The organism is Photobacterium andalusiense (genome assembly GCF_900185625.1).
Taxonomy (GTDB): Bacteria; Pseudomonadota; Gammaproteobacteria; order Enterobacterales; family Vibrionaceae; genus Photobacterium; species Photobacterium aquimaris.
Genome location: NZ_FYAJ01000001.1, coordinates 1,091,174 through 1,116,114, shown reverse-complemented (window position 1 = coordinate 1,116,114; position 24,941 = coordinate 1,091,174). Strand labels below are relative to the sequence as shown.

The window sequence follows — 24,941 nt, the reverse complement described above, 5'->3', positions numbered from 1 at the left end:
AAAACCGCGATTGAGTGTTAAATAAACGATGGCAGTTGCTAATAACAACCTTTACTTTTGTGAGTAAGAGAGCAGTTTGTTGCGAGGGTTTAACTAAAATAATGCAATAGACAATATAAAAGGTGTGGAGGTTATTATGGCTCGATGTTGTGTAAAAACGCGTGTAGTAGGGCATGTACAAGGTGTCGGTTTTCGGTTTCATACTGCTCATCAAGGGCTGATGCTTGATTTAACAGGGTATGCAAGAAACTTAGCAGATGGCAGCGTTGAAGTGCTTGCTTGTGGAGAGCAAGTGAATATTGATAATTTGTTGGCTTGGCTACAACATGGACCTAAGACTGCGACGGTTGAAAAGCTCACCAGTGAGACATTAGCGTGGCAACATCTAAGTGGATTTAAAATGAATTAATGTCAAATAAAAAGAAAACCAAACATAAAACGTATTTGTGGCTATGTTTGGTTTTTAGCGTACTAACTTAAATACATTTCACAGGCTTTGGTAACCCAGCAAGTTTCGTTGCTTGCTTTGCTGGACCTTTAGGAAATAAACGATACAGATAACGTGAGCTACCTTTTTCTTCACCATATTGTTTTGCCATTGCTTTTACAAGCATACGTACTGCGGGTGAAGTATTAAATTCAAGGTAAAATTCTCGAACAAAGCGAATCACTTCCCAATGTGCTTCTGATAATTCAATCGTTTCCTCTGCTGCAAGTAATGCAACTAAATCTTCAGACCAATCATCAACATTCTTTAGATAACCTTGGGCATCAGTGTCGATTTGTACACCGTTAAATTCAAGCATAATAAACCTCTTTATTGCTAACGCAGCAAGAATAGTGATTCGGCGGTCTGGCTGCAAGTAAAAAACAAAAAGCCTGCATCAAGGCAGGCTTTTTCAGTTTTTATGTCTAAATAGGCTAATTAATAGCGAGTGCTTAGTTATCGCTGCTGTTTACTACACCTAGGATCTGAAGCAAGCTTAAGAATAGGTTGTAGATAGAAACATACAAAGTAACGGTTGCTGAAATGTAGTTAGTTTCACCGCCACGAATAATTGACTGGGTTGTCAATAAAATCGCTGCTGATGAGAATAATACAAACATACCGCTAATCGCTAGTGATAGCATTGGCATCTTTAGGAAGATGTTCGCAACAACAGCAACGATAATTGCAATAAAACCAGCCATTAACATACCGTTAAGGAATGATAGATCACGCTTAGTTGTTAATGCATAAGCAGAACAAGCAAAGAATGTCAGTGCTGTACCACCAAGTGCTGTCATTACGATGTGGCCCATGCCTGCGCCAACATACATATTTAGAATCGGACCAAGTGTGTAACCCATAAAGCCAGTTAATGCGAATACAAAAACAAGCCCTAAGCTACTGTCACGGTTACGTTCAGTTAAGAAAATTAAACCGTAGAAGCCAACAAGAAGAAAGATCCAGTGTACAGGTGGAACATTCATCACCATTGCTACGCCAGCTACACCAGCAGAGAACAACAATGTTAGCGATAGTAAGAAATAAGTGTTACGTAAAACCTTATTGGTTGACAATACGCCTGCGTAACCGCTGTCACGATTAACCATACGTTCGTTCATAAGTGCTCCCCTTAGGGTAGTGATATTAATTCTATTAAAGCTATATATGAGGCTAAACAATATAAATTGCAAGTGTAAGCCAAGCTTTAGCGCCATTTGTTTGCCATGAAGCACATTATAAGTGTTTGAAGATTAAAATACTTACGGCAGTAGTGACTATTCATTGTTAAGTTGTAACCAAATATTTCATTAATTATGCTTACATTAATGGTGGCATTTTCTGCAATTAGTGCAATATTTGTTGTAAAAAAAGTTGGGTACGGTCAGATTTTGGATTATCAAAAAAGTCTTGTGGGTTATTTTCTTCAATGATTTCGCCTTGATCCATAAAGATAACCCGATCGGCAACTTGACGAGCAAATCCCATTTCATGCGTGACACATAGCATTGTCATTCCCTCATTGGCAAGTTCAACCATGACATCTAATACTTCACGTACCATTTCAGGATCTAACGCAGAAGTTGGTTCATCAAACAACATCACTTGCGGGTTCATGCATAATGAACGTGCGATGGCCACTCGTTGCTGTTGTCCACCTGACAACTGGCCTGGGTATTTATGGGCTTGATCAGGAATTTTTACTCGCTCTAAATACTGCATAGCGAGCGCATTCGCTTCTTTTTTTGGCATTTTCTTTACCCAAATTGGTGCTAAGGTGCAGTTTTCTAACACTGTGAGGTGAGGGAATAGATTGAAGTGTTGAAAACACATACCGACTTCTTTACGGATCAATTCGATATTTTTTAAGTCTCCAGTAATATCTTGCCCTGCAACTGAAATTTTGCCTTGTTGGTGTTCTTCTAAATAATTGATACAGCGGATCATGGTTGATTTTCCTGAACCAGAAGGCCCACAAATTACGATCTTTTCACCTTTACGCACTTTTAGATTAATGTTTTTAAGTACGTGGAATTGACCATACCATTTATTTACGTCCGCTAATTCGATAACCCATGGCGTGTTATTATCATTGACTGTGGTGTCATTAGTATTTTTCATTATGCAATCCTTGCTAATGTTAGTGTCCAGTATGTAGTTTATTTTCTAGATAGATACTGTATCTAGACATACTAAAGCAAAAAATCCAGAAAACGAAAGCAACAAAAACATAGCTTTCAGTGGCAAAGCCTAACCATTCAGGATCACTGTTAGCGGCTTGTCCGACCCCTAAAACGTCAAACATGCCAATAATGAGCACGAGACTGGTGTCTTTAAATAACCCAATAAAGGTATTTACAATCGAAGGTATAGTGATTTTTAACGCCTGCGGTAAAACGATCAGATAAGTTTTACGCCAATAGCTTAATCCTAACGCATCTGCCGCTTCATATTGACCTTTAGGTATTGCTTGTAGTCCGCCTCGAATTACTTCTGCCATATAAGCGGCACTAAATAGTACGACGCCAATTAAGGCTCTAATGAGCTTATTGGTTTCTAATTCAGAGCTTAAAAACAGGGGTAACATTACCGATGCCATAAACAAGACGGTAATTAATGGTACTCCGCGCCAAATCTCAATATAAACCGTACAAATGCTGCGAATAATCGGCATTTCTGAACGGCGGCCAAGGGCTAATACAACCCCAATAGGTAACGAGACCACAATACCAACAATAGCGATAACTAAAGTAATTAGTAATCCGCCCCATAAATGTGTTTCGACGATAGGTAACCCTGCAATACCGCCGTAAAGTAGAAATCCGGCAATAAACGGATAAATATTCACGAAAAATAGCCAAATCCAACCGCGATGAGGCGTTTTTTCATAGGCGAGTAAGGCAATAAAAATAGCCAAGGTGGCGTAAAATAATTTTGGTCGCCATAATTCAGCGCTTGGATAGAAGCCAAACATGAACTGATCAAACCGTACTTTTATAAAGGTCCAACATGCGCCACTCAATGTACAGGCTTCACGAGAATTGCCTTGCCAGTTTGCATTGATGAATGCCCAATCTACAATGCTCCAGACGCCAATAATTGCAAAGTAGCCTAAAATGAGGGTAATAATCGTATTAAAAAATGAAGAAAAAAGATGTTGGCGTAACCATCCTATAATTCCCACTGTATTTGCTGGTGGGGGTAAATCGGGAAGAAATTGATGTTTACTCATGGTTACCTCTCAACCAGTGCCATTTTTTTGTTATAGATATTCATTAGCAGAGATGTGATTAAACTTAAGCTTAAATAAACCGCCATCGTCATTGCGATAATCTCAATCGCTTGTCCTGTTTGATTGAGGGTGGTACCTGCAAAAACAGACACTAAATCGGGGTAACCAATTGCCATCGCTAGCGAGGAATTCTTAGTTAGGTTTAAATATTGGCTGGTAAGTGGAGGGATAATGATCCGCATTGCTTGTGGGATCACTATTAATCGCAACGTTTTATTACGGCTTAATCCTAATGCTTCTGCGGCTTCTGTTTGGCCATGACTGACCGCATTAATACCTGAACGAACAATTTCGGCAATAAAAGCTGCGGTATAAATACTTAATGCCAGCAACAGTGCTGCAAGTTCAGGTAAAATAGTAATACCACCACTAAAATTAAATCCTTTAAGCGCAGGATAGTCGATACTGATTGGTTTGCCTGCGATAAAAAAGGCCAATAGTGGTAGTAAAATAATAATCGCTAGACTTACGAGTAATACTGGCGATTGTTGACCGGTATCTTGCTGTTTTTTCTGGGCGTAATACTGGTAACCCATCGCAATAATAAAAGCAGCAATGAGAGCGATAAAAATAATACCGGAGCCTTGTTCAAAAATAGGACTTGGAATTGATAATCCGCGTACATTAAGAAAAATACTGTCGCCTAATTGTAAGCTCTGTCTTGGTGAGGGGAGAACCTGTAATACGGCAAAGTACCAAAAGAAAATTTGTAGTAATAATGGAATATTACGGAAAATTTCAATATAGAAAGCAGCAAAACGACTGACTAACCAGTTAGGAGATAAACGGGCAATACCAATAATAAAACCTAAAATCGTTGCTAATATCACACCGAGAACGGCAATTAATGCAGTGTTAAGCAAGCCAACAAAAAATGTGCGACCATAGGTGAATGTTTCATCGTAATCGATAAGAGTTAAACCGATACCAAACCCAGCTTCTTGATTAAGAAAATCAAAACCTGTCGCAATACCACGGGTTTCAAGATTGGTTAAGGCATTATTGATGATGCTATAAAAGAAAAAAGCCAGTGCTGCAACCGCAATAACTTGAAAGATTACAGCACGAAAAGTGGGATTATAAAAAATATTTTGATGGGTAGACCTTGTCTGTGATCTATTTGTGGGTGTTTCCATACAACATCCTCATATCCATTGAGATGTACAGAGGGAGCCATTACAGCTCCCTTTTATAATTATTAAACGCTGTTATTAACGAATAGGTGGGGCATATTGAATACCACCTTCAGTCCACAAGGCGTTTAAGCCACGTTTAATTTTAAGTGGTGAATCAAGACCGACAGTACGCTGGAAGCTTTCACCATAATTACCTACTTGTTTAATGATTTGGAAACCCCAATCATCATTTAAGCCTAATCCTTTGCCTTTTGGTCCATCAAGACCAATTAAGCGGCGAATATTTGGATCTTTTGATTCTTTTTTCAGAGTATCGACATTGGTGGAAGTGACATTGAATTCTTCAGCATTAATCATGGTAAATAGTGTCCAACGGACAATATTAAACCATTGGTCATCACCTTGACGAACCACAGGACCTAGTGGCTCTTTAGAAATGATTTCAGGTAGAACAATAGCTGATGTTGGATCTTTAAGGTTTAGACGCAGAGCATATAAGCCCGATTGGTCAGTTGTAAGCACATCACAACGTCCAGAATCAAAACCTTTTGATGTTTGTGGTGCGGTATCAAAGACAACTGGCTTATATTTCATGCCATTAACACGGAAGTAGTCGGCTAAATTAAGTTCTGTTGTGGTACCTGATTGTACACAAACAGCGGCACCATCGAGATCTTTTGCACTCTTTATACCCATGTCCTTTTTGACCATGAAGCCTTGACCGTCATAATAGCTAACGCCGGTAAAGTTGAGGCCAAGCGATGTATCGCGGTGCAGTGTCCAGGTGGTATTACGCGACAAAATATCAATTTCGCCCGATTGTAAGGCGGTAAAACGTTCTTTTGCTGTGAGGGGGATATATTTAACTTTGGATTTATCACCTAATGTTGCAGCGGCAACTGCTTGGCAAAATTCAACATCAAGACCTTCCCATTGACCTTTGGCGTTAGGGTTTGAAAACCCAGGTAAGCCAGCACTGACGCCACATTGGACGTATCCCTGTTTTTTAACTTTATCAAGTGTGCTGTCGGCGGCATTTGCATTTATTGCAAATAGGGTGGCAGATGTAGCAAGTACAGCTAAGACACCTGTTATTTTTTTAGCCATTAGTACCTTCCTTGTCTGGTCAATAGTAAAACTACGTTATCTTAATATGTAATACCATTAATAAGTAATTAACAATGCATTAACAAATACAAGTATAGAAAAATATATATAAAGGTCTAGTTTTGTTGGAAATAAATAGTGTTAGGTGATGATTATGAGAGGTCAGACAACAAGATTTGTAATATCAGAGGAAAAAAAACCCAGCGTGATGCTGGGTTTTGCTTTTAAGCTTAACCGTTATTATACGGTAGCAAGTTTTTTCTCTAGTGCCGCCGCATCTACTTTTTTAGTGATAACAGACAGTACAACAGCAACAGCAATCATTACCGAACACACAGTGTAAGCTAGAGTGTAAGTACCTGTTGTATCAACTGCAAATGCCGCCACGACAGGACCGATAAAGCCACTTACGCCCCATGCAGTGTAAAGCACACCATAGTTAGCGCCGTAGTTTTTAAGGCCATAGAAATCAGCAATAATTGATGGGAAAACAGCAAGTAATGTACCGTAACCAACCCCCGCTACTGCAGCACCGATAATTAACGTGAACTCAGAGTTAAATGTAGCGAACATCACCATATTAATGCCTTGCATTACAAAAGCGATCATCAGTGTTTTTACGCCACCAATTTTATCTGACAGAATACCCGCGACAACACGACCACCTGAGTTAAAGATTGCTAGAATAACAACAAGGTAAGCCGCATCTGTGATATTTGCTTGTGTTGCTGCAATAGAAGTAATGTTACCAATGATCATTAAGCCTGCAGCCGAAGCAAATGCATACATTACCCATAGAGAATAAAACTGTGGCGTTTTTAGCATGCCACGCCAATTAATATCAACAGGCTTATCTGATTTCGCTTTATAACCTGCAGGTGCTTCTGGCACATAATCTGCTGGTGGATTGTTAATGGTAAAGGCCAGTGGAACAGCAATCACTAATACCGCAACACCTAAAACAAGGAAGCTCGTGTTAATACCATACTCAGCAATAAGTGCAGATGTTAGTGGCGCTAAGTAAACTGCAGCCAATCCAAACCCAGCTGCGATTAAGCCGTTAACTAAGCCTTTTTTCGATGGATGGAACCATTTCATCGCTGATGGGCTTAAACAAGCGTAACCAAAACCAATACCACTACCTGTCATAATACCGAATGTTAGTACTAGCATCATTGGTGTCGTTGCAAAACTTGAGATGATCATACCTAAACCAACCATCACTGTACCAAGAATAAGTACACGACGTGGGCCCATGCGATCTTGTAAAATACCAGCAACTAACAGTGATAATGCAAAGGTAATAATAGCAACAGTATAAGGCAGTGATGCATCAGCATTCGACCAGCCTAAATCAACAACGAGTGCTTTTTTAAATACACTCCAAGCATAAAGGATACCCATACATAAGTTGATACAGAAACCCGCAACAAGGATCTGCATAGCTCGATCAAATTTTTTCATAGAAAACTCAATTAATTAATTCTTAGCGTTGTTATGAATGGTTGAAACAACAACGATAAGCGAATGATTTAGTGTAATGACTAAAGTCAAACTTTAGAAAGAGCGCGGAGTGTAACAACATCGAAAAAATAAGATATTGGTCAGACATTCCTTGTTACAAAACAGCAAAGAACAGCCAATATAAATAGATAATTAGTGAGGAAATGAGTGTATAAAAACAAAAAGGGGCAACATAGAGCGTTACTTTTATCGTAACGCTGTCTATCTTACCCCTTTATTGAAAGGTTAGCTGTTTTAGTGGTTAGTGACCAAGAAAACTAATATAACCTTGTAGTACAAGCAGGTTAGTGATGTCAATAAAGAAAGCACCAACGATAGGTACAACCATAAAAGCTTGTGGTGATGGGCCATTACGTGACACTAATGAACCCATATTCATTACAGCAGTGGGTGTTGCACCCATACCAAAACCACAATGACCACCGGCAATGATTGCGGCGTCATAGTTACCTCCCATAACTCGGAAAGTAACAAAGTAGGTAAATAAACCTAATACAAGGGTTTGAACTGCAAGAATAATCAACATTGGCATTGCCAAGTCCATTAACTCCCATAAATGCAAGCTCATCAGTGCCATTGCTAAGAATAGTGATAGGGATATCGTGCCAAGCGCATCAACGGTTTCTTTATTGATCTTATAACACTTAGTGCCTTCACAGACATTAGTTATAAACACACCAATAAATAAGGCATACACGAATTCAGGAATACGTAATGCGCTGATACCAAGACCATCGATAAAGTCTTTAAAGTGTGCTGCACCAGCAACACAAACCAATAAAATAAATAATACTTCAATGGTGTTTTTAGACGTTATACGATCTTCTTCACGATCGCTGTAAGTGATCAAATCAGGGTGTTCAATGTGATGGTTACCACTTTCACCGAAATCAGATTTTAACTTATGCTTGTTGATTAATCGCTGTGCAATTGGGCCACCGATAATACCGCCCATGATTAGACCAAATGTTGCTGCCGCCATTGATAGTTCTAAGGTGTTGAGACCATAATCGGTAGCAAAAGTTTGTGACCAAGCAGCACCAGTACCGTGACCGCCTGAAAGTGTGATCGAACCGACAATAAGTCCAAGTAACGGATCTAAGCCTAATGCTTTACTCATTCCTACACCAACAGCATCTTGAATAATAATAAATACTGTTGCGATGCCTAAAAATAGGAAAACGCGTGAACCGCCTTTCATTAGCAGTTTATAGCTAGCGGCAAGGCCGACGGTGGCAAAAAACATTTGCATTAACGAATCTTGCATACTTAATTTGAAACTAATGTCAAAACCTTGAAAATGGAAAAAGGTAATAATAAAAGCAATGACAAGTCCGCCAACAATTGGCTCTGGAATATTATACTTTCTTAAAATCTTGACTTTAGTATTAATAAAGTAGCCAAGAAAAAGCACGATTATTGCGATGAGCAATGATTCGAGCTCATTAACATGAATTGTTGTGTTCATTTAAAATCTTCTTTTTTACTTCTTTGATGCTAATTTTAACTCCAAAAAGACATTCTTACCATATTGCCATCATTGTATTACTGTGTTAGTCACTTCTCGATTTTAGGACTTACCTATTTAGATATTATTAAGTAGTCGTTTTTTTATATGGTTTATTGTTAATGTTTTGATGTTAATTGTTAATTTTCGGTTTGTTTGTTGTTTTAATGTTTGTTGGGGGTATGAATATTATTCAGGAGTTTTTTTTTACTTCTCTTATAGCTGTTAGTTTTTAAGAATCATAGTGTTATATTTTATTTTCGGTCTTTTTTTACTATAGGGTACAGCATTCCTTTTATTTAGAGGCTGTAATACAAAGGTTAAAATGAAAATTTAGTTGTCGAGAATGTAATATAAAATAAAGTATTAATTCTCATAATTTGAGAAATGATGGTTGGAGAGGGTTATACGATAAATTGGCCGTTGAAAAAAAATTATAAAAATAACGAAAAAAATTATTAAACACTGTACAAAATGGTGTTTTAAGGCTTTTTTTGCAATTATTAGCCATTAAATGTGCGTAAATATTTTATTGTGAGTACCTATTTTAGAAAATATATAGGGTTGAATTACGATAAAGAAGTTGTGAGCTAACGTGTTGCTTATGAGATGTTATCTCATTGAGTGAGAATGATAACTGAAAATTATTTTTAGCTGTTTATAATTGATAGTAAAAAAGAGTTATTTAAAAACAGTGGGGGTAGCCCTAATAATAACGATATAAGGTATCGTTATTATTAAGGATATAAAGTTGAAACGATATAATGCTTAAACAATATCGTGAGCAATAAGATTTGTTTTTTGTGCGAAAAAATTACTCAGCAGCGTATTTTTTTAGCTTTAGGTCTTTTTTAAGTTGTTGGATGTATGCAATACGATCTGGATCTGCTGGGCGAGAGTTATCTTGGCGTTGTTGCTGTGCTTGTGCTTCACTTGGAAGTACACAACGTCCACGAATACGTTGATGGTATTGTTTTGTTTCTTGTTCTGCACGCAATGTGGCTTGTTCTTGTTCTTTTGCCATTGCTTCACGTGCTTTGCTTTGATCGGTTGCATCCACAACAACATAAGTATTGCGCTTTTGCATTCTATTTGGCTGTTGACCAAATTGTTCTCGTTGCTTAATAAAGTTATCTAAGTGATCACTAAAACTCATTGTGACGTCCTACTCAGTAATCAAAAATCATCCACTTATAGTTAACAATAAAATGGCGTATAAGATTAATAATAAGCTACAACGTTGAATAAGAGAACATATTATACAATGTTATCTGGTATTTGTTGCTGCTGGAGCAAATACTGGCGATTGAAATGATAACGAGTTAATGGTTTATTGAAATAATACCCTTGGAATTCTTCAACACCAATACTTTCAAGGAAGTCGATTTGTTCTATATTTTCAACACCTTCAGCGACAACGGTTAAACCAAGGTTATGGGCGAGAGTAATAATAGCCTCAATAATAGTAATGCTATCTCTATTATAAGGTAACTCTTTTACGAACTCGCGATCGATTTTGAGAATGTTGATAGGGAAACGACTAAGATAAGCGAGTGAAGAGTAGCCTGTACCAAAATCATCAATAGCGATTTTAATGCCAATTTTTTTAAGTTCGATTAATTTTTGATAGGCTAATTCAATATCTGTCATTAATACACTTTCTGTTATTTCAAGTTCTAAATAGGCTGGGTTGCAGCCAGCTTTATTGATCGCTGTAGTTAAAATTGTCGTAAGGTCTGACTCCAGTAATTGTTTTGCAGAAATGTTGATCGCCATACTAATGACAAGTCCTTGTTGTTGCCATTGCTGAAGTTGATAACAGGCTTTTTCAATCAAAAAAATTCCCGCTTCAAGGATGAGACCAGATGACTCAAGTAAAGGAATAATATCAACCGGAGCTTGATAGTGGCCATCTTTATCGCGCCAACGTAATAATGCTTCAACTCCTGTTAATGTATGTGAATGTGCTAATACTTTTGGTTGATAATAAAACTCATAGCGATCAGTGTTAATCGATTTACGTAATTCGGATTCCAATTCTAATTTATGAGTCGTTTCTGTTTCCATTTCGGGGCTGAAATAACAATACCGGTTTTTTGTTTTATCTCTCGCAGAGCTTAATGCGATATTTGCATTTTTTATAATTTGCTCTGCAGTTATGACTTTATTAGTTTGAAATGAAATACCAATACTCGCAGATATTGAAATAAGTTTACTATCGTAACTAATGGGAGCCTGAATATTATTAAGTAACCTTGTTGCCAAGTAGTTAATACTCTTTTTTTGTAGAGCAGATTGAATAATTACACCGAATTGATTGTTATTTAACCGAGAAAGTAGGTTTATATCTCTAAGGTTTGAACGAATTCTTTTTGATATAATCACTAAAATATTTTCGATGTTATCATTACCTAATGAATCATGTAATTTTTTGAAAAGGTCAATCTCAATAACAAAGATTGATATTTGTGATTTGTTTTTTTTAGCCTCTAATATTTTTTTATTTACTTCGGTAATAAACATAGTTCTATTAGGTAGCGTTGTTAATTGATCATAGTGAGCCAGATGGTGTAAACGGTGCTCATAGTTGATCCGTTCAGTAATATCTTTACTGGTTGATATATAGTTACTGATTCGATCATTTTCATCGCGAATAGGTGATATTGTATTATCAAGATAATGAATAGTGTTATCAGTATTTTTTTGGGTAATAATGCGCTGAATAGTTTGTCCTTGGTTTAACTTTGATTGGATATCAACTATTTTTTCATTGTCGTTTATATAGCGTTTGAAAATTGTTTTACTGTTTAATCCAATGATATTATTTGATTTTTCACCTGTTGTTTTTTCATATGAGCTATTTACATATTCAATAAATCCAAATTTATCAGTGATAATAACGGCTTCTTCGCTTTGTTCGACTGCGCGCGATAATCCTTTTAATTTTTGTTCGCGTTTAACCCAAGAGGTGACATCTATGATATGCAGCATGATATAGTCATCGTTATTATTAATTTTTGTCGCTATTATCTCTAAATGTTTAAATGGGGTAGTGCTTACTTTTAATTGTATTTTTTTCTTATCGTTAAATCCGAGTTTATCAATGCTTTTTAATAATCTTACGATATCTGTTTTGGTATTAATAGCTGATATATGTGAAATAATATTTTTATTAAGAGCATCTTTTTTTAGCTCCAAAATTGTAATGGCTGCTGAATTTATTGCTGTTATTTTACGATTTTTATTGATTACGATAATGCCGGAATCTGTATTTTCTATTAAAGAATAATACCGATGGATAGTTGTACTTCTAACGTTATTAATACGACGAATCTCACTCTTTTGTTTATTAATATATCGAAGAGTTAATATTATGATAATTGTACTAAGCATTATTATCATAAAGATAATGAAATGTTTATTAAATGATTGCTTTATATATTCAGTAATACTACTTTTATTTGTTAGTTTTACTTCTGAAATTAATACCCATGGTGATAGATTACCAAACCTAAAGTCAATGCTTGATTTTAATGGTAGGGGTATAAAGAGAGGCGAGTATGTGTAAAGTGTATTGTTTTTAATTATTTGATTGTGATTATAACTCTGTATTTTTTTCAATAATGTAAAGTGGTAATTTTTAAAGTTTTTCCCGTTATGAGAAAGAGAAGTCTTATTGTTATCAATATTCATTAAGGTGTTACCCTTATTATCGATAATCCAAATTTGTTGTGTTAGTGAATTCTTATTTAAGAATGCTATTAGTGTGTTTTTTTGTTCAATTTTAATAACCCATTGGTGATTATTAATTGTAATGTGTTGATAATATGCAATGTGGTTAATTTTAAAGGATGGGGCACTAATATAGGTCTTGTTTGTTGGTAATGAAAAAGCATGATCTATATTGTTCAATTCAGTAGTAGACATAACAGCTTTATTATCTAATACAATACTTTTAGGTTCAGTGGTTGTGATGATTTTTAAGCGGTGACTATTTTTATAATCTATCAGAGTAATGCTATGAATATTAGAATTATTTCCCAGTATGTTATTAGAAAATTGAATAAAATCTCTACGTTGGGTAGCGGTCAGTATTGGCTGCCATGGTTGCTTACGTAAATAGGTATTTAGTTGATTTAATTGGCTTATTGTATGATCTATCTGTTGAGTAATATGTTGTTGTTGCAGTAATTGTTGTTGGCGTTGAGTTATTTTTATTTTATTGATTATTTCATCATTATTTTGTTGGTTGTTAGTCAGTACTTCTATCACGGTTAAAATAAGTAATAGCAGAGTGAAGAGTAAACTTATCACTAGCGATTTTCGCATAATATCCTTATTTAGTTGATGAGTTTAGTAAGACACATAGACCATCATATGCTATTTGATACATAAAGTTAAGATTTTGAGTAAATTTTTGTGACTAAAATGTAACACTCGGATTGAGTGTTGAGGCGGAGATATAAAAAAAGCCTTGAGGGGGAACTCAAGGCCTTGGTAAAACTAAAACTTAGCAGTGATTAGTCGTTAGTTGCAGTTGCAGTTGCGGTTGCAGTTGTAATTGTTGAAGTTGGTTGCTGTTCAGCTGCTAATTGGCGTTCATAGCGGTTGTATTTCCACCATGCATAACCTAGGAAGATTACAATACCACCGACGTTATAGAAGATAATTGTCATAATATCAGCACCTGTTGGGAAGGTTGATGCTAAGAAACCGATACTAAAAATACCAATTAGTATTGATACCATCACAATCCCCGTTGTGCGTGAGCCCATTTTAAAGTCACGTGGTAGGTGATCCAACTTTAGACGTAGGTTTAAGTAAGCAATCATAATAAACAGTGGCGGTAACATTGATGCTGCTGCTGTCATGTTAATTACAGTACTCATTAGTTCTTGGACTGAATCTGAACCTAACATTGGTACAATAAGCAGTGGAATAACAATAAAGAATTGTGCCCATGCTGCACGTGCTGGAACGCCATTTTTATTTAGTTTGACGGTTTTCTCACCAAAAATACCAGCAGGAATTTCAGAGAAGAAAATCTTAACTGGTGTTGCTGTCCACATTAGTAGTGAGCCGAGCATTGCGGTAAATGACACCACGCCAACGAAACGGTTCATCATGATTTCAGATAGACCGTAATGACGTGCTAAACCTTCAAATACTTGTACTGAACCGCCTGTAAACTTCAATGCTTCACGTTCAACAAATACATTCATTAGTACTGATGAAACACAATATAAGCCGCCAATGAAAATACCAGCAAAAATAATTACTCTGACAAAGGCTTTATGGCCGCCTTTAATATCGTTAACGTAAACAGATACTGATTCTGCACCACCAGCAGCCATGAATATCCAGGCGGTGACACCAAAGAAGGCCCAGTTAATTTGTGGTGTTAGTGCTTCAACAGTAATTGGATCTGCAGGTTCAATTCCGCCGACAACTGCGGCACCTGCTAAGATAATATAAGACAAGGTTAGCACTAGCATAAATGATGAGGTTACTGAGGTAATAGGACCTAACATTTTAGCGCCATTGGTTGAGACATATGTCGCACCAGCAAACAGAATAATACTTAATATGGTCGTCGTCGTCGGTGTAAATATATACTCATAGCCCAAGAACGCATAAGAAGCATAAGCAATAACGCGTGGTAGCAATGAGGTGAAGAAGAATAAGTTTACAAACCAATAGGTGTATGCCGCAAGAAAAGCCCAACGTCCACCTAGAGAGCTTTTAACCCATGCATAAACGCCAGCTTCAGAGTTCTTATTGAGAGAAACAAATTCTGCAATAATTAAACAAAAAGGAATAAAGTAGAGCAAAGTAGCAATAAAGAACATAGGGGTAGAGGATAAGCCAATTTCAATATTGTTATTAATGACATTATTGAAACTGTATACCGCAGCAAAGGTCATCGATAGTAGACCAAATTTCCCTATGGTATTACGTTTTGATTCAGACATGAGAATCTCCGATGGATCACGTTTAGTATTGTAGGATTTCTATGTATTGAGCAAATGAGCTTAATCATAGGTTATTGTTTTTATGCTTTTGTTGTTTCTTTTGTGTGACTTCTGTTATTGCATAACCGCCAGCTATTACTAACTGGCGGTTGTGTTTAGTTATTTATTTAGGAAGTAGCCGTCCTCAATCGTGACACGTAAAACAACTTTCTCAAGGTTGTCTGCGGCACTGAAGCGGTGTGCTTGGTGATTTTCAAAGATCACCATTTGACCTGCTTCTATGCGATGTGGTTGTCCTGTACCTGTAAAGTATTCACGATCGGTTTCATCGCTATATGGTTGAGCTTGTGTCAGAGTGCTTTTATCAGCACATTCAATGGTTTCACTGCCGGCAAGGTAGTAGTGCACATCAAAATAGCGACGATGGCCAACAAATTGTTCATCCGTTTTGGATGGTCCATGCTGAACTCGGTAAGCCAGTGAGTCTCCTACAGAATGAAACACATTTGGTTGAATATTACCGATGTTTTCAATCGCTTCGACACAACGGTTCCATTTACGACCATCACGATACAGGCTTTTGAATTGATCCAGTGATGCTAAAGTAATCATTATTTATCTCCGCCGATACGTGTTGTAGTAAATGTTTGACTTGCCAAATAACGGCTATCACAATCCGCCTTACTAAAAGGCACTAAGCTCACTTGGTAGCTGAAGTCATTAAAGTAAACACGGTATGAATCAAGAACCTCTGATCCCCATGAGTTAGAACCTAAGCCCATAACTTGATGATCAAGATTGACTGTAATGTAACCACTTGGTTCTAGCTCATTAATATGTTGTGCCTGATGAATATGTTGATTGGTGTAATGCCATGCGCTGAAATTAATTTCTTGCTCTGGTTTAACCAATAAACCCACACCATGACGATTCGTTAAGCTCGCCCAACGCACATGCTGACGGTTGCCATTATTTTGTGGGAACGGGTAGTTCTCAAACATATTGCTAACGGTGGTGTTGTAGATATCAATAATGTTGCTTTGTCGGCTATCTTGATAATTTTCTTCTGGGCCTCGACCGTAATATTCAACTTGGTCAAATTGGTTATTAATGCCTAAATCTAAGCCGATTGCAGGGATCACATGTGGGTAATCACCATATTTGTTGCCACTTAAGGTCATGTTAACTTGGCCTTGAGGACAAATTTCAAAACGGTATTGGCAACGCATACCAAAATCTAATACTGGCGGTGCAACAATACTGTTGGTGGTAACAATGACCTTACCGCCAACTTGTTCTACATCGATGCTGCGGAAATGCTCTTGCATAATTTGCAGATGAGCTGGGTGCCATAAGCCTTCATATTCTTGCTTATGGTTATCAATCATTGGTTTGAAGAAACTCATTGCAGGCGGTGATGCAATCAGTTCATTATTTTGGCGTAGCCATGAGGTCAGCTTACCATCGACTTTAGAAAAGTGGAGGGTAAAGTCATAACCGCTAATTTCCCAATCAAGGCGATTCTCAATTACTGTTAGTGGCATGGCATTGCTATTTTCAAACATTTCAGCATGAGCAGTGTTGGGTTTAGCTTGATATTGGAAAATACCAAGTTCGTGATTTGCTTCGCTATATGCTGTACGCGATTTTTTACGCATCGACACGTTCACAAACGTTTCACGCTGGTCCATCACTGGCAGTGCTAATTCAATATCACGAGATTCGCCTGCAGCAAGATTGGTTAGCGTAATTTGATTAAAGGCCAATGTGTCGCCTTCGGCACGTACAGCAATATCAAACACCACGTCATCTAGAGTAGAGAACCAATATTTGTTAGTAACAGTAATGATGCCTTTGGTGTGATCTTTAACTGCGATTTTTACCGGACAAATAACTTGTTTGTATTCACGTAAGCCTGGGCCTGGTGTTTGATCTGGATAGATCAAACCATCCATGCAGAAGTTATAGTTATTTGGATAATCGCTATAGTCACCACCGTATTTGTAGACATCACGGCCATTTTCATCTTGCTCATAAATGCCATGATCACACCATTCCCAAACAAAGTGACCCTGAATATGGTCATGCTTGTAGAACACGTTTTGGTATTCTGTTAGACCACCAGGCCCATTACCCATTGCGTGAGCATATTCACAAATAATTCGTGGTTTAGCATGTGGGAACTCACCAAACTCATTCATCATCTGAGCACGGGAGTACATAGTACTAATGATATCAACCACTTCTGCATCACGATCTTCTTCGTAATGAACCAGACGGGTATCATCAATCGCTTTGGTTGCTGCGTACATTGAACGAATATTACAGCCGTAGCCAGATTCGTTACCCAGTGACCACATAATGATAGAAGGGTGGTTCTTTTGAGCGTGAATATGACGTTCAATACGCTCAACAAATACTTGTTCCCATGCAGGATCATCAGTGATCATGCTGAGATTGCCAACGTTAGCGAAACCGTGAGTTTCAACATCCGTTTCAGCCATGACAAATAAACCATATTGATCACACAGTTCGTAAAAACGTGGATCGTTAGGGTAGTGTGCTGTACGTACTGCGTTAATATTGTGTTGTTTCATTAATACGATGTCTTTCTCGACCCGATCGATGCCAACAGCGCGGCTGTTAAGATGATCGTTATCGTGACGGTTAACACCGTGGAGCATGACGTATTGACCGTTTATTTCAAACAGACCATTGCGCACTTTAATATCGCGGAAACCAACCCGTTGTGGAATGACTTCAATCACATTGCCATCTGCATCACGTAACGTTAAAAACAGATGGTATAAATGTGGGTTTTCAGCCGTCCAATGAATTGGACTTGCCATTTTGATTGCAAAATTAGTATGGGTTGTCGTTGCAATAGCTAGCTTGGAAACGTTTCCATTTTCAACTAAAACATTGCCGTCATAGAGCGCATAATCAAGGCTGTAATCACTAACAACAGTGTCGCTAAGGTTTTCTAAATCAACTTTACAGCTCAAAGTCGCTGCTTGGTAATCATCATTAAAATCAGTACGTACAGTGAAATCACGCACATGAACAGGCTCTTTACCGACTAAGTAAACATCACGGAAAATGCCCGCCATCCACCACATATCTTGATCTTCGATATAGGTTGAATCAGCCCATTGCATCACACGCACAGAGAGTAAGTTTTTACCAGGATTAGCAAACGCTGAAATATCAAACTCAGCAGTTAAGCGACTACCTTTGCTAAAACCAACATAATGACCGTTAACATAAACTTCAAAATAGGTTTCAACACCATCGAATTTAATGATGGTTTGTTTTTCAGTCCAACTATCGCTTAAGAAAAAGGTACGTTGATATGCGCCTGTTGGATTATTTGATGGTACGAAAGGTACATCAATTGGGAATGGAAAACCTTCGTCGGTGTACTGTAAGTTACCATGACCTTCCATTTGCCACATGTTTGGCACTTGGATTGTGGTCCAATCGTTCATCTCTTGGTTATAGAACTCTTCAGGAACGAGTAATGGATGAGTAAAGAAATTAAATGTCCACTGGCCACTTAGCAACATAAAATGCTGACTTAAATCACGCTGAAAGCGTTGTGCTTTATTTAATGCGTTGTAAGAGAAAAAATATGCACGAGGTGCCAGTCTATTTTCGCTAAGTAAGTTAATGTTTTCCCAGTTATTCACGATGCCTCCGAGACATGTTTTAATTATCTGGAGTCATTATTAAGTAAAGTTTTACTAAAAAAAATAGGTAAAACTTTTTAGTATTAACTTGGTCACATTCTGTTTTGAGGTTTGTGAGGTGGACTACAAAAAAATAAGCATAAGCGTTTATTTGAGTGATCTTGCTCGTATTTTAACCTGTCGTTAATATTCAAAACAAAAAAAATGACATCATTGATGTCATTTTTTTGTTTATTATCAATGTGTTATTTATTTTTTGGTGGTGCTACGTAAAATTAATTGGCTTGGTACAAATACTCGTAATGGAATTGTTCTACCATCGCGACTGCGCTCTAATAATAAATTTACCCCTTGAGAACCCATTAACTCTGAGTGAATTCTAAAGGTTGATAACGGTGGATAGGTAAACTTTGCGGTTGGTATATCATTGACGCTGATTAATGAAATATCGTCAGGAATATTGAGTCCACTTTCATGTATTGCACGTAATACCCCAATGGCAATCGAATCAGATGCAACAAATAACGCACTCGGATGATTGGTTGTAAGCATTTGTTTAGCTAATAAATAGCCCGATTGACTACTAAAATCACCGCGATAGATATCTTTATCTGAGACAACGCCTTTTAATTTTCCATATTCAGTAAAGGTTAACTCACGAATATCGTATTTATCGGGGTTATCTTGACCGCCAATAAACCCAATGCGTTGATAGCCTTGTTGAGTAAAATGATTAATTACTTCTTTGCTGAGTCGCTCCAAATCAATATCAATGCAATCAATATCAAGGTTGTGATCGGTGTAATCAACATAAACAGTATTATTTGATAGGGCACGTATTGCAATAAGATTGTCTTCACTGACTTGACCGATGATTAATATACCATCAATCGCTTTAGGGACTGCAGCAAGGTTACATTCGTAGATATTTGTCAGTTTAATACCCAATTTATCGCATTGAGTATCAATGCCATGGCGAATAGCGAGGTAGTATGGGTCATCAACTTCAACATCTTGTTTGTAATTATATAAAGCAAGGAAATGAAGTGTGTGTTTTTTCGCCGTTTTTCGAGATTGGCTGGTGGTGTATTCAAGTTGCTCTGCAATCTCAAATATTTTTCGTTTAGTTTCATCCTTTACGCTAAGGCTAGGATCATCGTTTAAAACACGGGAAACGGTTGCTAATGATACGCCCGCTTTGGTTGCGATTTGTTTTAATGTTGCCATCTTTCCTCCGGCAATCCCTGCAACCTAAGTAACGTTTGCTGTGTGTTTGAGGGATGTGTTGTTATATTTTATAGAATGATATTATCTATTTTTAGTAAAAAACTCGAATAAATCAGTACCTGTTTGACAAATTTTTATCATTTCGTTCATATTTATGGTAGCTGTGAGCGTAAATCTATTGCATCACATAACATAAATTAGCAATAAGGTTGATTTTATCCTGTGATGGTTTTCACGAATGATGCTTTTTGTGGAAACGTTTACATAACGTGTCGTTGATCACGGAAGTTAATTTAAAATCGCTTTAGACTTTTTAGCATTACAGAATCTAACAGCGAAATTATTATGTCTGAGTTTTTTGATCCGATTGACCATCCTCACCGTCGTTATAACCCACTAACAGGGCAGTGGGTATTAGTTTCTCCTCATCGTGCTAAGCGTCCGTGGCAAGGTGCTGATGAACAACCACAACCGGAATCAAATGTGGCTTATGATGATTCTTGTTTCTTATGCCCAACCAATACTCGTGTTTCGGGAGATAAAAACCCTGATTACACTGGCACTTATGTTTTCAGTAACGACCATGCTGCATTAACAGCAAATACACCGTCTGCGCCTGAAAATAGTAACCCTCTCTTTCGTTGCCAAAGTGCGCGTGGTTTAAGTCGCGTAATTTGTTTCTCGCCAAACCATAGCAAAACATTGCCGCAGCTTTCAGTGCCAGCGATCCGCAAAGTGGTTGATACCTGGAATGAGCAGATAGAAGAGCTAGGTAAAGATTACGTTTGGGTGCAAGCGTTTGAAAATAAAGGCTCAGTGATGGGATGTTCGCAACCACACCCTCATGGTCAAATTTGGGCTAATAGTTTTTTACCCAATGAAATTAGTCGTAAAGACACCTTATTACGTGAATATTACTCACAGCATGGGACTAATTTATTAGTAGATTATGTTAATAGTGAATTAGCGGATGGCTCACGTACTGTTGTGGAAACTGAGCATTGGTTGGCAGTGGTTCCTTATTGGGCTGCATGGCCGTTTGAAACTATGTTATTGCCTAAAGTTCATATTCGTCGAATGGATGAATTAACTGAAGCTCAGCGTGATGACTTAGCGTTAGCGATTAAAAAACTGACTAGCCGTTACGATAATTTATTTAAGTGTTCATTCCCTTATTCAATGGGCTGGCATTACGCACCTTTCTTTGAATCTGATCGTGATTTTAGTGAAACCTCAACCGAACACTGGCAGCTTCATGCACTGTTCTATCCACCATTATTACGTTCTGCTTCGGTGAAAAAATTCATGGTGGGCTATGAGATGTTGGCTGAGAGTCAACGTGATTTAACTGCAGAACAGGCGGCAGAAAAGTTGCGTGCAGTCAGTGATGTGCACTATTTAGATTAAGCACTAGCAGCGTTAATTAATAATATTGTTTCTTGATAATCTTTGGTAATAGTAGGTAAAAATAATGACAACAAATCGTACTCAACACCTTATTGATAATGTATCCGCTGTTTTTTCATCAGTATTAGGCTATAGCGCAAGTCATATTGTTCAAGCTCCTGGTCGTGTAAACCTTATTGGTGAGCATACTGACTATAATGATGGCTTTGTGCTTCCTTGTGCAATTGATTATCAAGCGATCGTTGCCGCAGCTCGTCGTAACGATAATATTGTGCGTGTGGTTGCGGTTGACTACGGTAATGAAGTTAATCAATTTGATATCACTCAACCACTTGAATTTGATCCACAGTGCATGTGGGTTAATTATGTTCGCGGTGTGATCAAGTGCTTATTAGATCGTGGTTATGTATTGGGTGGCGCAGATATTGTTATTAGTGGCAACGTACCACAAGGCGCAGGTTTAAGTTCATCAGCGGCACTTGAAGTGGTGATTGGACAAACGTTTAAGGCTTTATTTGAGCTAAGTATTAGTCAGCAAGAAATAGCGCTAAATGGCCAGCAAGCAGAAAACCAGTTTGTTGGTTGTAATTGCGGCATTATGGATCAGTTAATCTCTGCTGAAGGTGAGAAAAACCACGCTCTTCTTATTGATTGTCGCTCGCTAGAAACCAAGGCTGTTGCAATGCCTGAAGATATGGCAGTGGTGATTATTAATTCTAATAAGAAACGTGGTTTGGTTGATAGTGAGTACAATACCCGTCGTGCTCAATGTGAACAAGCGGCTGATTTCTTTGGTGTGCCTGCATTGCGTGATGTAACGCTAACCATGTTTACTGAGCGTGAAGCAGAATTAGCGCCAATGGTGGCAAAGCGTGCACGCCACGTTATTACTGAAAATGCGCGTACTGAACAAGCAGCGATTGCATTAGCGAATAGTGATATGACGTTAATGGCACAGTTGATGGCACAGTCGCATGCATCAATGCGGGATGATTTTGAAATTACCGTACCTGAAATTGATACTTTGGTTGAGATGGTTAAAGGCGTTATCGGTGATCATGGCGGTGTACGTATGACAGGTGGTGGTTTTGGTGGCTGTATTGTGGCTTTAGTACCACCAACATTTGTTGATGCGATTACCGCTGAAGTGAATGCTAAATACCATGCTGCAACAGGCTTACAAGCGACGATTTATGTATGTAAAGCTATGGTTGGCGCGGGTGTTATAAGTGAAAACATTATGGCTGTTGCATAATTTACAAGGTGATCGAATATGTTAGATAACTTACCTCAACATGCAATAGCGTTACATCAATCGATGACAACTGATATGGCCGCTGATGGGCTACCCGCCAAATTGATTACACTAGTTAACCAGCAGGGTATGTCAGTAACTTTGATGGATATTGGTGCTACATGGTTGAGTTGTTGTGTACCTATAACGGTTAATCAGCAACCAGCGCTTAGAGAGGTGTTGCTAGGGGTAAGTACTCTAAATAACTTTTATCAGCAGCAAGCTTATTTAGGAGCAACGGTTGGTCGTTATGCTAATCGTATTGCAGCGGGTCAATTTAGCCTAGATGGTCAAAATTACCAACTATCGACCAACCAAAATGGTAATTGCTTACATGGCGGTGACAATGGTTTTAATCACCGTCGTTGGCAAATGCAACAGTTGAATGCAACAGAAGTACAATTTAGTTTGGTTTCAGCAGACGGTGATATGGGGTTTCCTGGTAATTTACGTGTTGTTGTTACCTATACACTCTTGGAAACCAATGAACTAACCATCCGTTACAGTGCTGAAACAGATAAACCGACAGTGGTCAATTTAACCAACCATGGCTATTTTAATTTGCTTGGGGCTGATGGCGATAATGATTGTTTATCACATCAACTGACGATCAACGCTGATCATTATTTACCAACAGATCAATATGGGATCCCGTTAGGTAACTGGAATACGGTAGAGGCGACAAGTTTTGATTTCCGTCAGCCAAAAATGATTAATCAAGATTGGTTAGCTGATAACGATCAACAACAAGCGCATGGGTATGATCACTCATTTATACTAAGGTCAGATGTACGTCGAGCAACAACGGTTTGTGCAACCGTAACAGTGGCAGATGATTCATTAACAATGGATGTATTAACCACTAAACCGGCAATACAGTTGTATACTGGAAACTTTTTGGCAGGATGTCCAAATCGTGTTGGTGGTGAATACGCTAATTACAGTGGATTGGCATTGGAAACGCAGTTTTTACCTGATTCACCTAACCACCCTGAGTGGTATGATAATAATCCGGTATTGCGCCCTAATCAGCATTATCACCATTTAACCAGTTATCGATTCCGTTAGTGATTAATGGCCTCAAAAGTAATCGTTATTCCGCCCGCAGCCTAACTCGTTAACGCTGCGGGCGTTTTTATTGCAGTTAGTTATTATAAAAACCATTAAGTTGCTGAATAATTTCTTCGATACCATCGATATTATGCAGTCTTTTGACACTATCATCAGGTACTTCAAAAATGTGTTTGATCGCTTCAGCGCTGGCATTAGAGATACCATTAAGGCGATATTCTAAACGTTGATGAATTAACTTATCTGAGGTGGTGACATAGATCATGTCAATATCATCGATATGCTGACGAATATAGTCACGATGCTTTTTCTTGTATGCACCCTGAGTGATTACTAAACGTGGATAAATAGTGCGGTAATGGTTAATTTTATCAACAATACGACAGAAAAATTGATCGCGCATATCTTCTGTGAACGGTTGTTTAGCGGCAATTACCTGACGCATTTCATCGGTAAGATCGTCATCTGCATGATAAACAAACCACTCATTGTGCGCGCCTATCACATCTCCCACAAATGACTTGCCAGCACCCGATAGGCCAAACAAAAATAGCACCGATGGGGCAGAAGTTAGTTGAAGACGATGGCTCATTGAATGCTCACTGTAAATGACGGTTAGGTTATGGCAAATGCATTTAACATACAATTACTCGTTAGGGACGTTAATGTGCCAAATAATTGCAGCAGTTAACAGTTTAAAATTATAAAAAATACCGCTAGAGAATAAAAAATAGACATTAGGTGTGGTTTACCTGCATTAATGGCTATTGATAATCGGTTTTATGGTAAAACAGGGACTGAAATATCATCGCGAGTAAGAAAATAATGCAAACCATACTAATGATAATTAATGATGCCCCTTATGGATCTGAACGGCCATTTAATGCACTGCGTTTAGCTATCAAGCTTAACGAGCAAGAAGCACAACCAGTAGCAATGAAAATCTTTTTAATGTCTGATGCTGTCACTTGTGCTTTAGCAAAACAAGCACCCGTAGAAGGTTATGATATTCAACAAATGGTCGAAATCATATTAGCTCAAGGTGGCGAAGTTAAATTATGTAAAACTTGCTGCGCTGCACGTGGATTAACAACATTACCTTTAATTGAAGATGTTGTTATTGCTACATTGGATGATTTAGCAGAGTGGACACTAGCTGCTGATAAAGTGTTTACCTTCTAATGCGTATCATTAGACTGGGCTTTAAGTGACACTGTAACTCATAGGC

20 protein-coding genes are annotated in these 24,941 nt (G+C 37.9%); 5 read left to right on the top strand and 15 right to left on the bottom strand.

Annotated elements, in window-relative coordinates; translation table 11 throughout:
• Positions 1-136 precede the first annotated feature (136 nt).
• A complete protein-coding gene (yccX, locus tag PAND9192_RS05070; protein WP_087852809.1) occupies positions 137-409 on the top strand; it encodes an acylphosphatase in 273 nt (90 codons plus the stop codon).
• A 67-nt stretch (positions 410-476) separates the two neighbouring features.
• Here yccX and tusE read toward each other — a convergent pair whose 3' ends face one another.
• The 14 genes from tusE to ebgR all read right to left on the bottom strand — a co-directional run bounded on the left by tusE (position 477) and on the right by ebgR (position 19,941).
• A complete protein-coding gene (gene tusE / locus PAND9192_RS05065) occupies positions 477-806 on the bottom strand; it encodes a sulfurtransferase TusE (protein ID WP_087852808.1) in 330 nt (109 codons plus the stop codon).
• A gap of 133 nt (positions 807-939) precedes the next feature.
• A complete protein-coding gene (locus tag PAND9192_RS05060) occupies positions 940-1,608 on the bottom strand; it encodes a Bax inhibitor-1/YccA family protein (protein ID WP_087852807.1) in 669 nt (222 codons plus the stop codon).
• A 226-nt stretch (positions 1,609-1,834) separates the two neighbouring features.
• Positions 1,835-2,608 carry an amino acid ABC transporter ATP-binding protein gene (locus PAND9192_RS05055; protein ID WP_087852806.1) on the bottom strand — a complete coding sequence of 258 codons (774 nt, stop codon included), beginning with the start codon at positions 2,606-2,608 and terminating at the stop codon, positions 1,835-1,837.
• A 19-nt stretch (positions 2,609-2,627) separates the two neighbouring features.
• Positions 2,628-3,719, bottom strand: coding sequence for an amino acid ABC transporter permease (locus PAND9192_RS05050; protein WP_060997455.1), 1,092 nt, complete (start codon positions 3,717-3,719; stop codon positions 2,628-2,630).
• Between the two features lie 2 nt (positions 3,720-3,721).
• Positions 3,722-4,915, bottom strand: a complete 1,194-nt coding sequence (locus PAND9192_RS05045; RefSeq protein WP_087852805.1) for an amino acid ABC transporter permease — start codon at positions 4,913-4,915, stop codon at positions 3,722-3,724.
• Positions 4,916-4,990: 75 nt separating this feature from the next.
• Positions 4,991-6,022 carry an amino acid ABC transporter substrate-binding protein gene (locus tag PAND9192_RS05040; RefSeq protein WP_087852804.1) on the bottom strand — a complete coding sequence of 344 codons (1,032 nt, stop codon included), beginning with the start codon at positions 6,020-6,022 and terminating at the stop codon, positions 4,991-4,993.
• A gap of 240 nt (positions 6,023-6,262) precedes the next feature.
• The gene (locus PAND9192_RS05035) at positions 6,263-7,486 is read right to left on the bottom strand and encodes an L-lactate MFS transporter (RefSeq protein ID WP_087852803.1); all 1,224 of its coding nucleotides are present in this window, start codon (positions 7,484-7,486) and stop codon (positions 6,263-6,265) included.
• A 301-nt stretch (positions 7,487-7,787) separates the two neighbouring features.
• Positions 7,788-9,014 (bottom strand): sodium/glutamate symporter, encoded by a 1,227-nt coding sequence (gene gltS, locus PAND9192_RS05030; RefSeq protein ID WP_087852802.1) that lies wholly within the window; start codon positions 9,012-9,014, stop codon positions 7,788-7,790.
• A gap of 853 nt (positions 9,015-9,867) precedes the next feature.
• On the bottom strand, positions 9,868-10,209 hold the full coding sequence (locus PAND9192_RS05025) for a hypothetical protein (protein WP_060997460.1): 342 nt from the start codon (positions 10,207-10,209) through the stop codon (positions 9,868-9,870).
• 101 nt (positions 10,210-10,310) lie between these two features.
• Positions 10,311-13,382 carry an EAL domain-containing protein gene (locus PAND9192_RS05020; RefSeq protein WP_087852801.1) on the bottom strand — a complete coding sequence of 1,024 codons (3,072 nt, stop codon included), beginning with the start codon at positions 13,380-13,382 and terminating at the stop codon, positions 10,311-10,313.
• A gap of 191 nt (positions 13,383-13,573) precedes the next feature.
• The gene (locus PAND9192_RS05015; protein WP_087852800.1) at positions 13,574-15,025 is read right to left on the bottom strand and encodes an amino acid permease; all 1,452 of its coding nucleotides are present in this window, start codon (positions 15,023-15,025) and stop codon (positions 13,574-13,576) included.
• Positions 15,026-15,184: 159 nt separating this feature from the next.
• A complete protein-coding gene (locus PAND9192_RS05010) occupies positions 15,185-15,637 on the bottom strand; it encodes a beta-galactosidase subunit beta (protein WP_087852799.1) in 453 nt (150 codons plus the stop codon).
• Positions 15,637-18,714: a beta-galactosidase subunit alpha gene (gene ebgA / locus PAND9192_RS05005; protein ID WP_087852798.1), complete on the bottom strand. Its 3,078-nt coding sequence runs from the start codon at positions 18,712-18,714 to the stop codon at positions 15,637-15,639. The genes PAND9192_RS05010 and ebgA overlap by 1 nt, the downstream gene beginning before the upstream one ends.
• A 249-nt stretch (positions 18,715-18,963) precedes the next feature.
• Positions 18,964-19,941 (bottom strand): transcriptional regulator EbgR, encoded by a 978-nt coding sequence (gene ebgR, locus PAND9192_RS05000; protein ID WP_087852797.1) that lies wholly within the window; start codon positions 19,939-19,941, stop codon positions 18,964-18,966.
• Between the two features lie 345 nt (positions 19,942-20,286).
• Here ebgR and PAND9192_RS04995 point away from each other — a divergent pair, with 345 nt between their 5' ends.
• From PAND9192_RS04995 to galM, 3 genes are all read left to right on the top strand, one after another.
• Positions 20,287-21,348 carry a UDP-glucose--hexose-1-phosphate uridylyltransferase gene (locus PAND9192_RS04995; RefSeq protein WP_087852796.1) on the top strand — a complete coding sequence of 354 codons (1,062 nt, stop codon included), beginning with the start codon at positions 20,287-20,289 and terminating at the stop codon, positions 21,346-21,348.
• Positions 21,349-21,412: 64 nt separating this feature from the next.
• Positions 21,413-22,603 (top strand): galactokinase, encoded by a 1,191-nt coding sequence (gene galK, locus PAND9192_RS04990; RefSeq protein WP_087852795.1) that lies wholly within the window; start codon positions 21,413-21,415, stop codon positions 22,601-22,603.
• An 18-nt stretch (positions 22,604-22,621) separates the two neighbouring features.
• Positions 22,622-23,710: a galactose-1-epimerase gene (galM, locus tag PAND9192_RS04985; RefSeq protein ID WP_087852794.1), complete on the top strand. Its 1,089-nt coding sequence runs from the start codon at positions 22,622-22,624 to the stop codon at positions 23,708-23,710.
• A 76-nt stretch (positions 23,711-23,786) separates the two neighbouring features.
• Here galM and PAND9192_RS04980 read toward each other — a convergent pair whose 3' ends face one another.
• Positions 23,787-24,305 (bottom strand): hypothetical protein, encoded by a 519-nt coding sequence (locus PAND9192_RS04980; RefSeq protein WP_087852793.1) that lies wholly within the window; start codon positions 24,303-24,305, stop codon positions 23,787-23,789.
• Between the two features lie 233 nt (positions 24,306-24,538).
• Here PAND9192_RS04980 and PAND9192_RS04975 point away from each other — a divergent pair, with 233 nt between their 5' ends.
• Positions 24,539-24,895 (top strand): DsrE/DsrF/TusD sulfur relay family protein, encoded by a 357-nt coding sequence (locus PAND9192_RS04975; RefSeq protein WP_087852792.1) that lies wholly within the window; start codon positions 24,539-24,541, stop codon positions 24,893-24,895.
• Positions 24,896-24,941: the final 46 nt, after the last annotated feature.

Bases quoted from the DNA above. Each gene is read 5' to 3' on its own strand.
- PAND9192_RS05045 (WP_087852805.1), bottom strand. From the start codon at position 4,915: ATGGAAACACCCACAAATAGATCACAGACAAGGTCTACCCATCAAAAT.
- galM (WP_087852794.1), top strand. From the start codon at position 22,622: ATGTTAGATAACTTACCTCAACATGCAATAGCGTTACATCAATCGATG.
- PAND9192_RS04975 (WP_087852792.1), top strand. From the start codon at position 24,539: ATGCAAACCATACTAATGATAATTAATGATGCCCCTTATGGATCTGAA.
- PAND9192_RS05015 (WP_087852800.1), bottom strand. From the start codon at position 15,025: ATGTCTGAATCAAAACGTAATACCATAGGGAAATTTGGTCTACTATCG.
- gltS (WP_087852802.1), bottom strand. From the start codon at position 9,014: ATGAACACAACAATTCATGTTAATGAGCTCGAATCATTGCTCATCGCA.
- tusE (WP_087852808.1), bottom strand. From the start codon at position 806: ATGCTTGAATTTAACGGTGTACAAATCGACACTGATGCCCAAGGTTAT.
- PAND9192_RS05060 (WP_087852807.1), bottom strand. From the start codon at position 1,608: ATGAACGAACGTATGGTTAATCGTGACAGCGGTTACGCAGGCGTATTG.
- PAND9192_RS05040 (WP_087852804.1), bottom strand. From the start codon at position 6,022: ATGGCTAAAAAAATAACAGGTGTCTTAGCTGTACTTGCTACATCTGCC.
- PAND9192_RS05050 (WP_060997455.1), bottom strand. From the start codon at position 3,719: ATGAGTAAACATCAATTTCTTCCCGATTTACCCCCACCAGCAAATACA.
- PAND9192_RS05025 (WP_060997460.1), bottom strand. From the start codon at position 10,209: ATGAGTTTTAGTGATCACTTAGATAACTTTATTAAGCAACGAGAACAA.
- PAND9192_RS05055 (WP_087852806.1), bottom strand. From the start codon at position 2,608: ATGAAAAATACTAATGACACCACAGTCAATGATAATAACACGCCATGG.
- PAND9192_RS04995 (WP_087852796.1), top strand. From the start codon at position 20,287: ATGTCTGAGTTTTTTGATCCGATTGACCATCCTCACCGTCGTTATAAC.
- PAND9192_RS05020 (WP_087852801.1), bottom strand. From the start codon at position 13,382: ATGCGAAAATCGCTAGTGATAAGTTTACTCTTCACTCTGCTATTACTT.
- yccX (WP_087852809.1), top strand. From the start codon at position 137: ATGGCTCGATGTTGTGTAAAAACGCGTGTAGTAGGGCATGTACAAGGT.
- PAND9192_RS05010 (WP_087852799.1), bottom strand. From the start codon at position 15,637: ATGATTACTTTAGCATCACTGGATCAATTCAAAAGCCTGTATCGTGAT.
- PAND9192_RS05035 (WP_087852803.1), bottom strand. From the start codon at position 7,486: ATGAAAAAATTTGATCGAGCTATGCAGATCCTTGTTGCGGGTTTCTGT.
- PAND9192_RS04980 (WP_087852793.1), bottom strand. From the start codon at position 24,305: ATGAGCCATCGTCTTCAACTAACTTCTGCCCCATCGGTGCTATTTTTG.
- ebgR (WP_087852797.1), bottom strand. From the start codon at position 19,941: ATGGCAACATTAAAACAAATCGCAACCAAAGCGGGCGTATCATTAGCA.
- galK (WP_087852795.1), top strand. From the start codon at position 21,413: ATGACAACAAATCGTACTCAACACCTTATTGATAATGTATCCGCTGTT.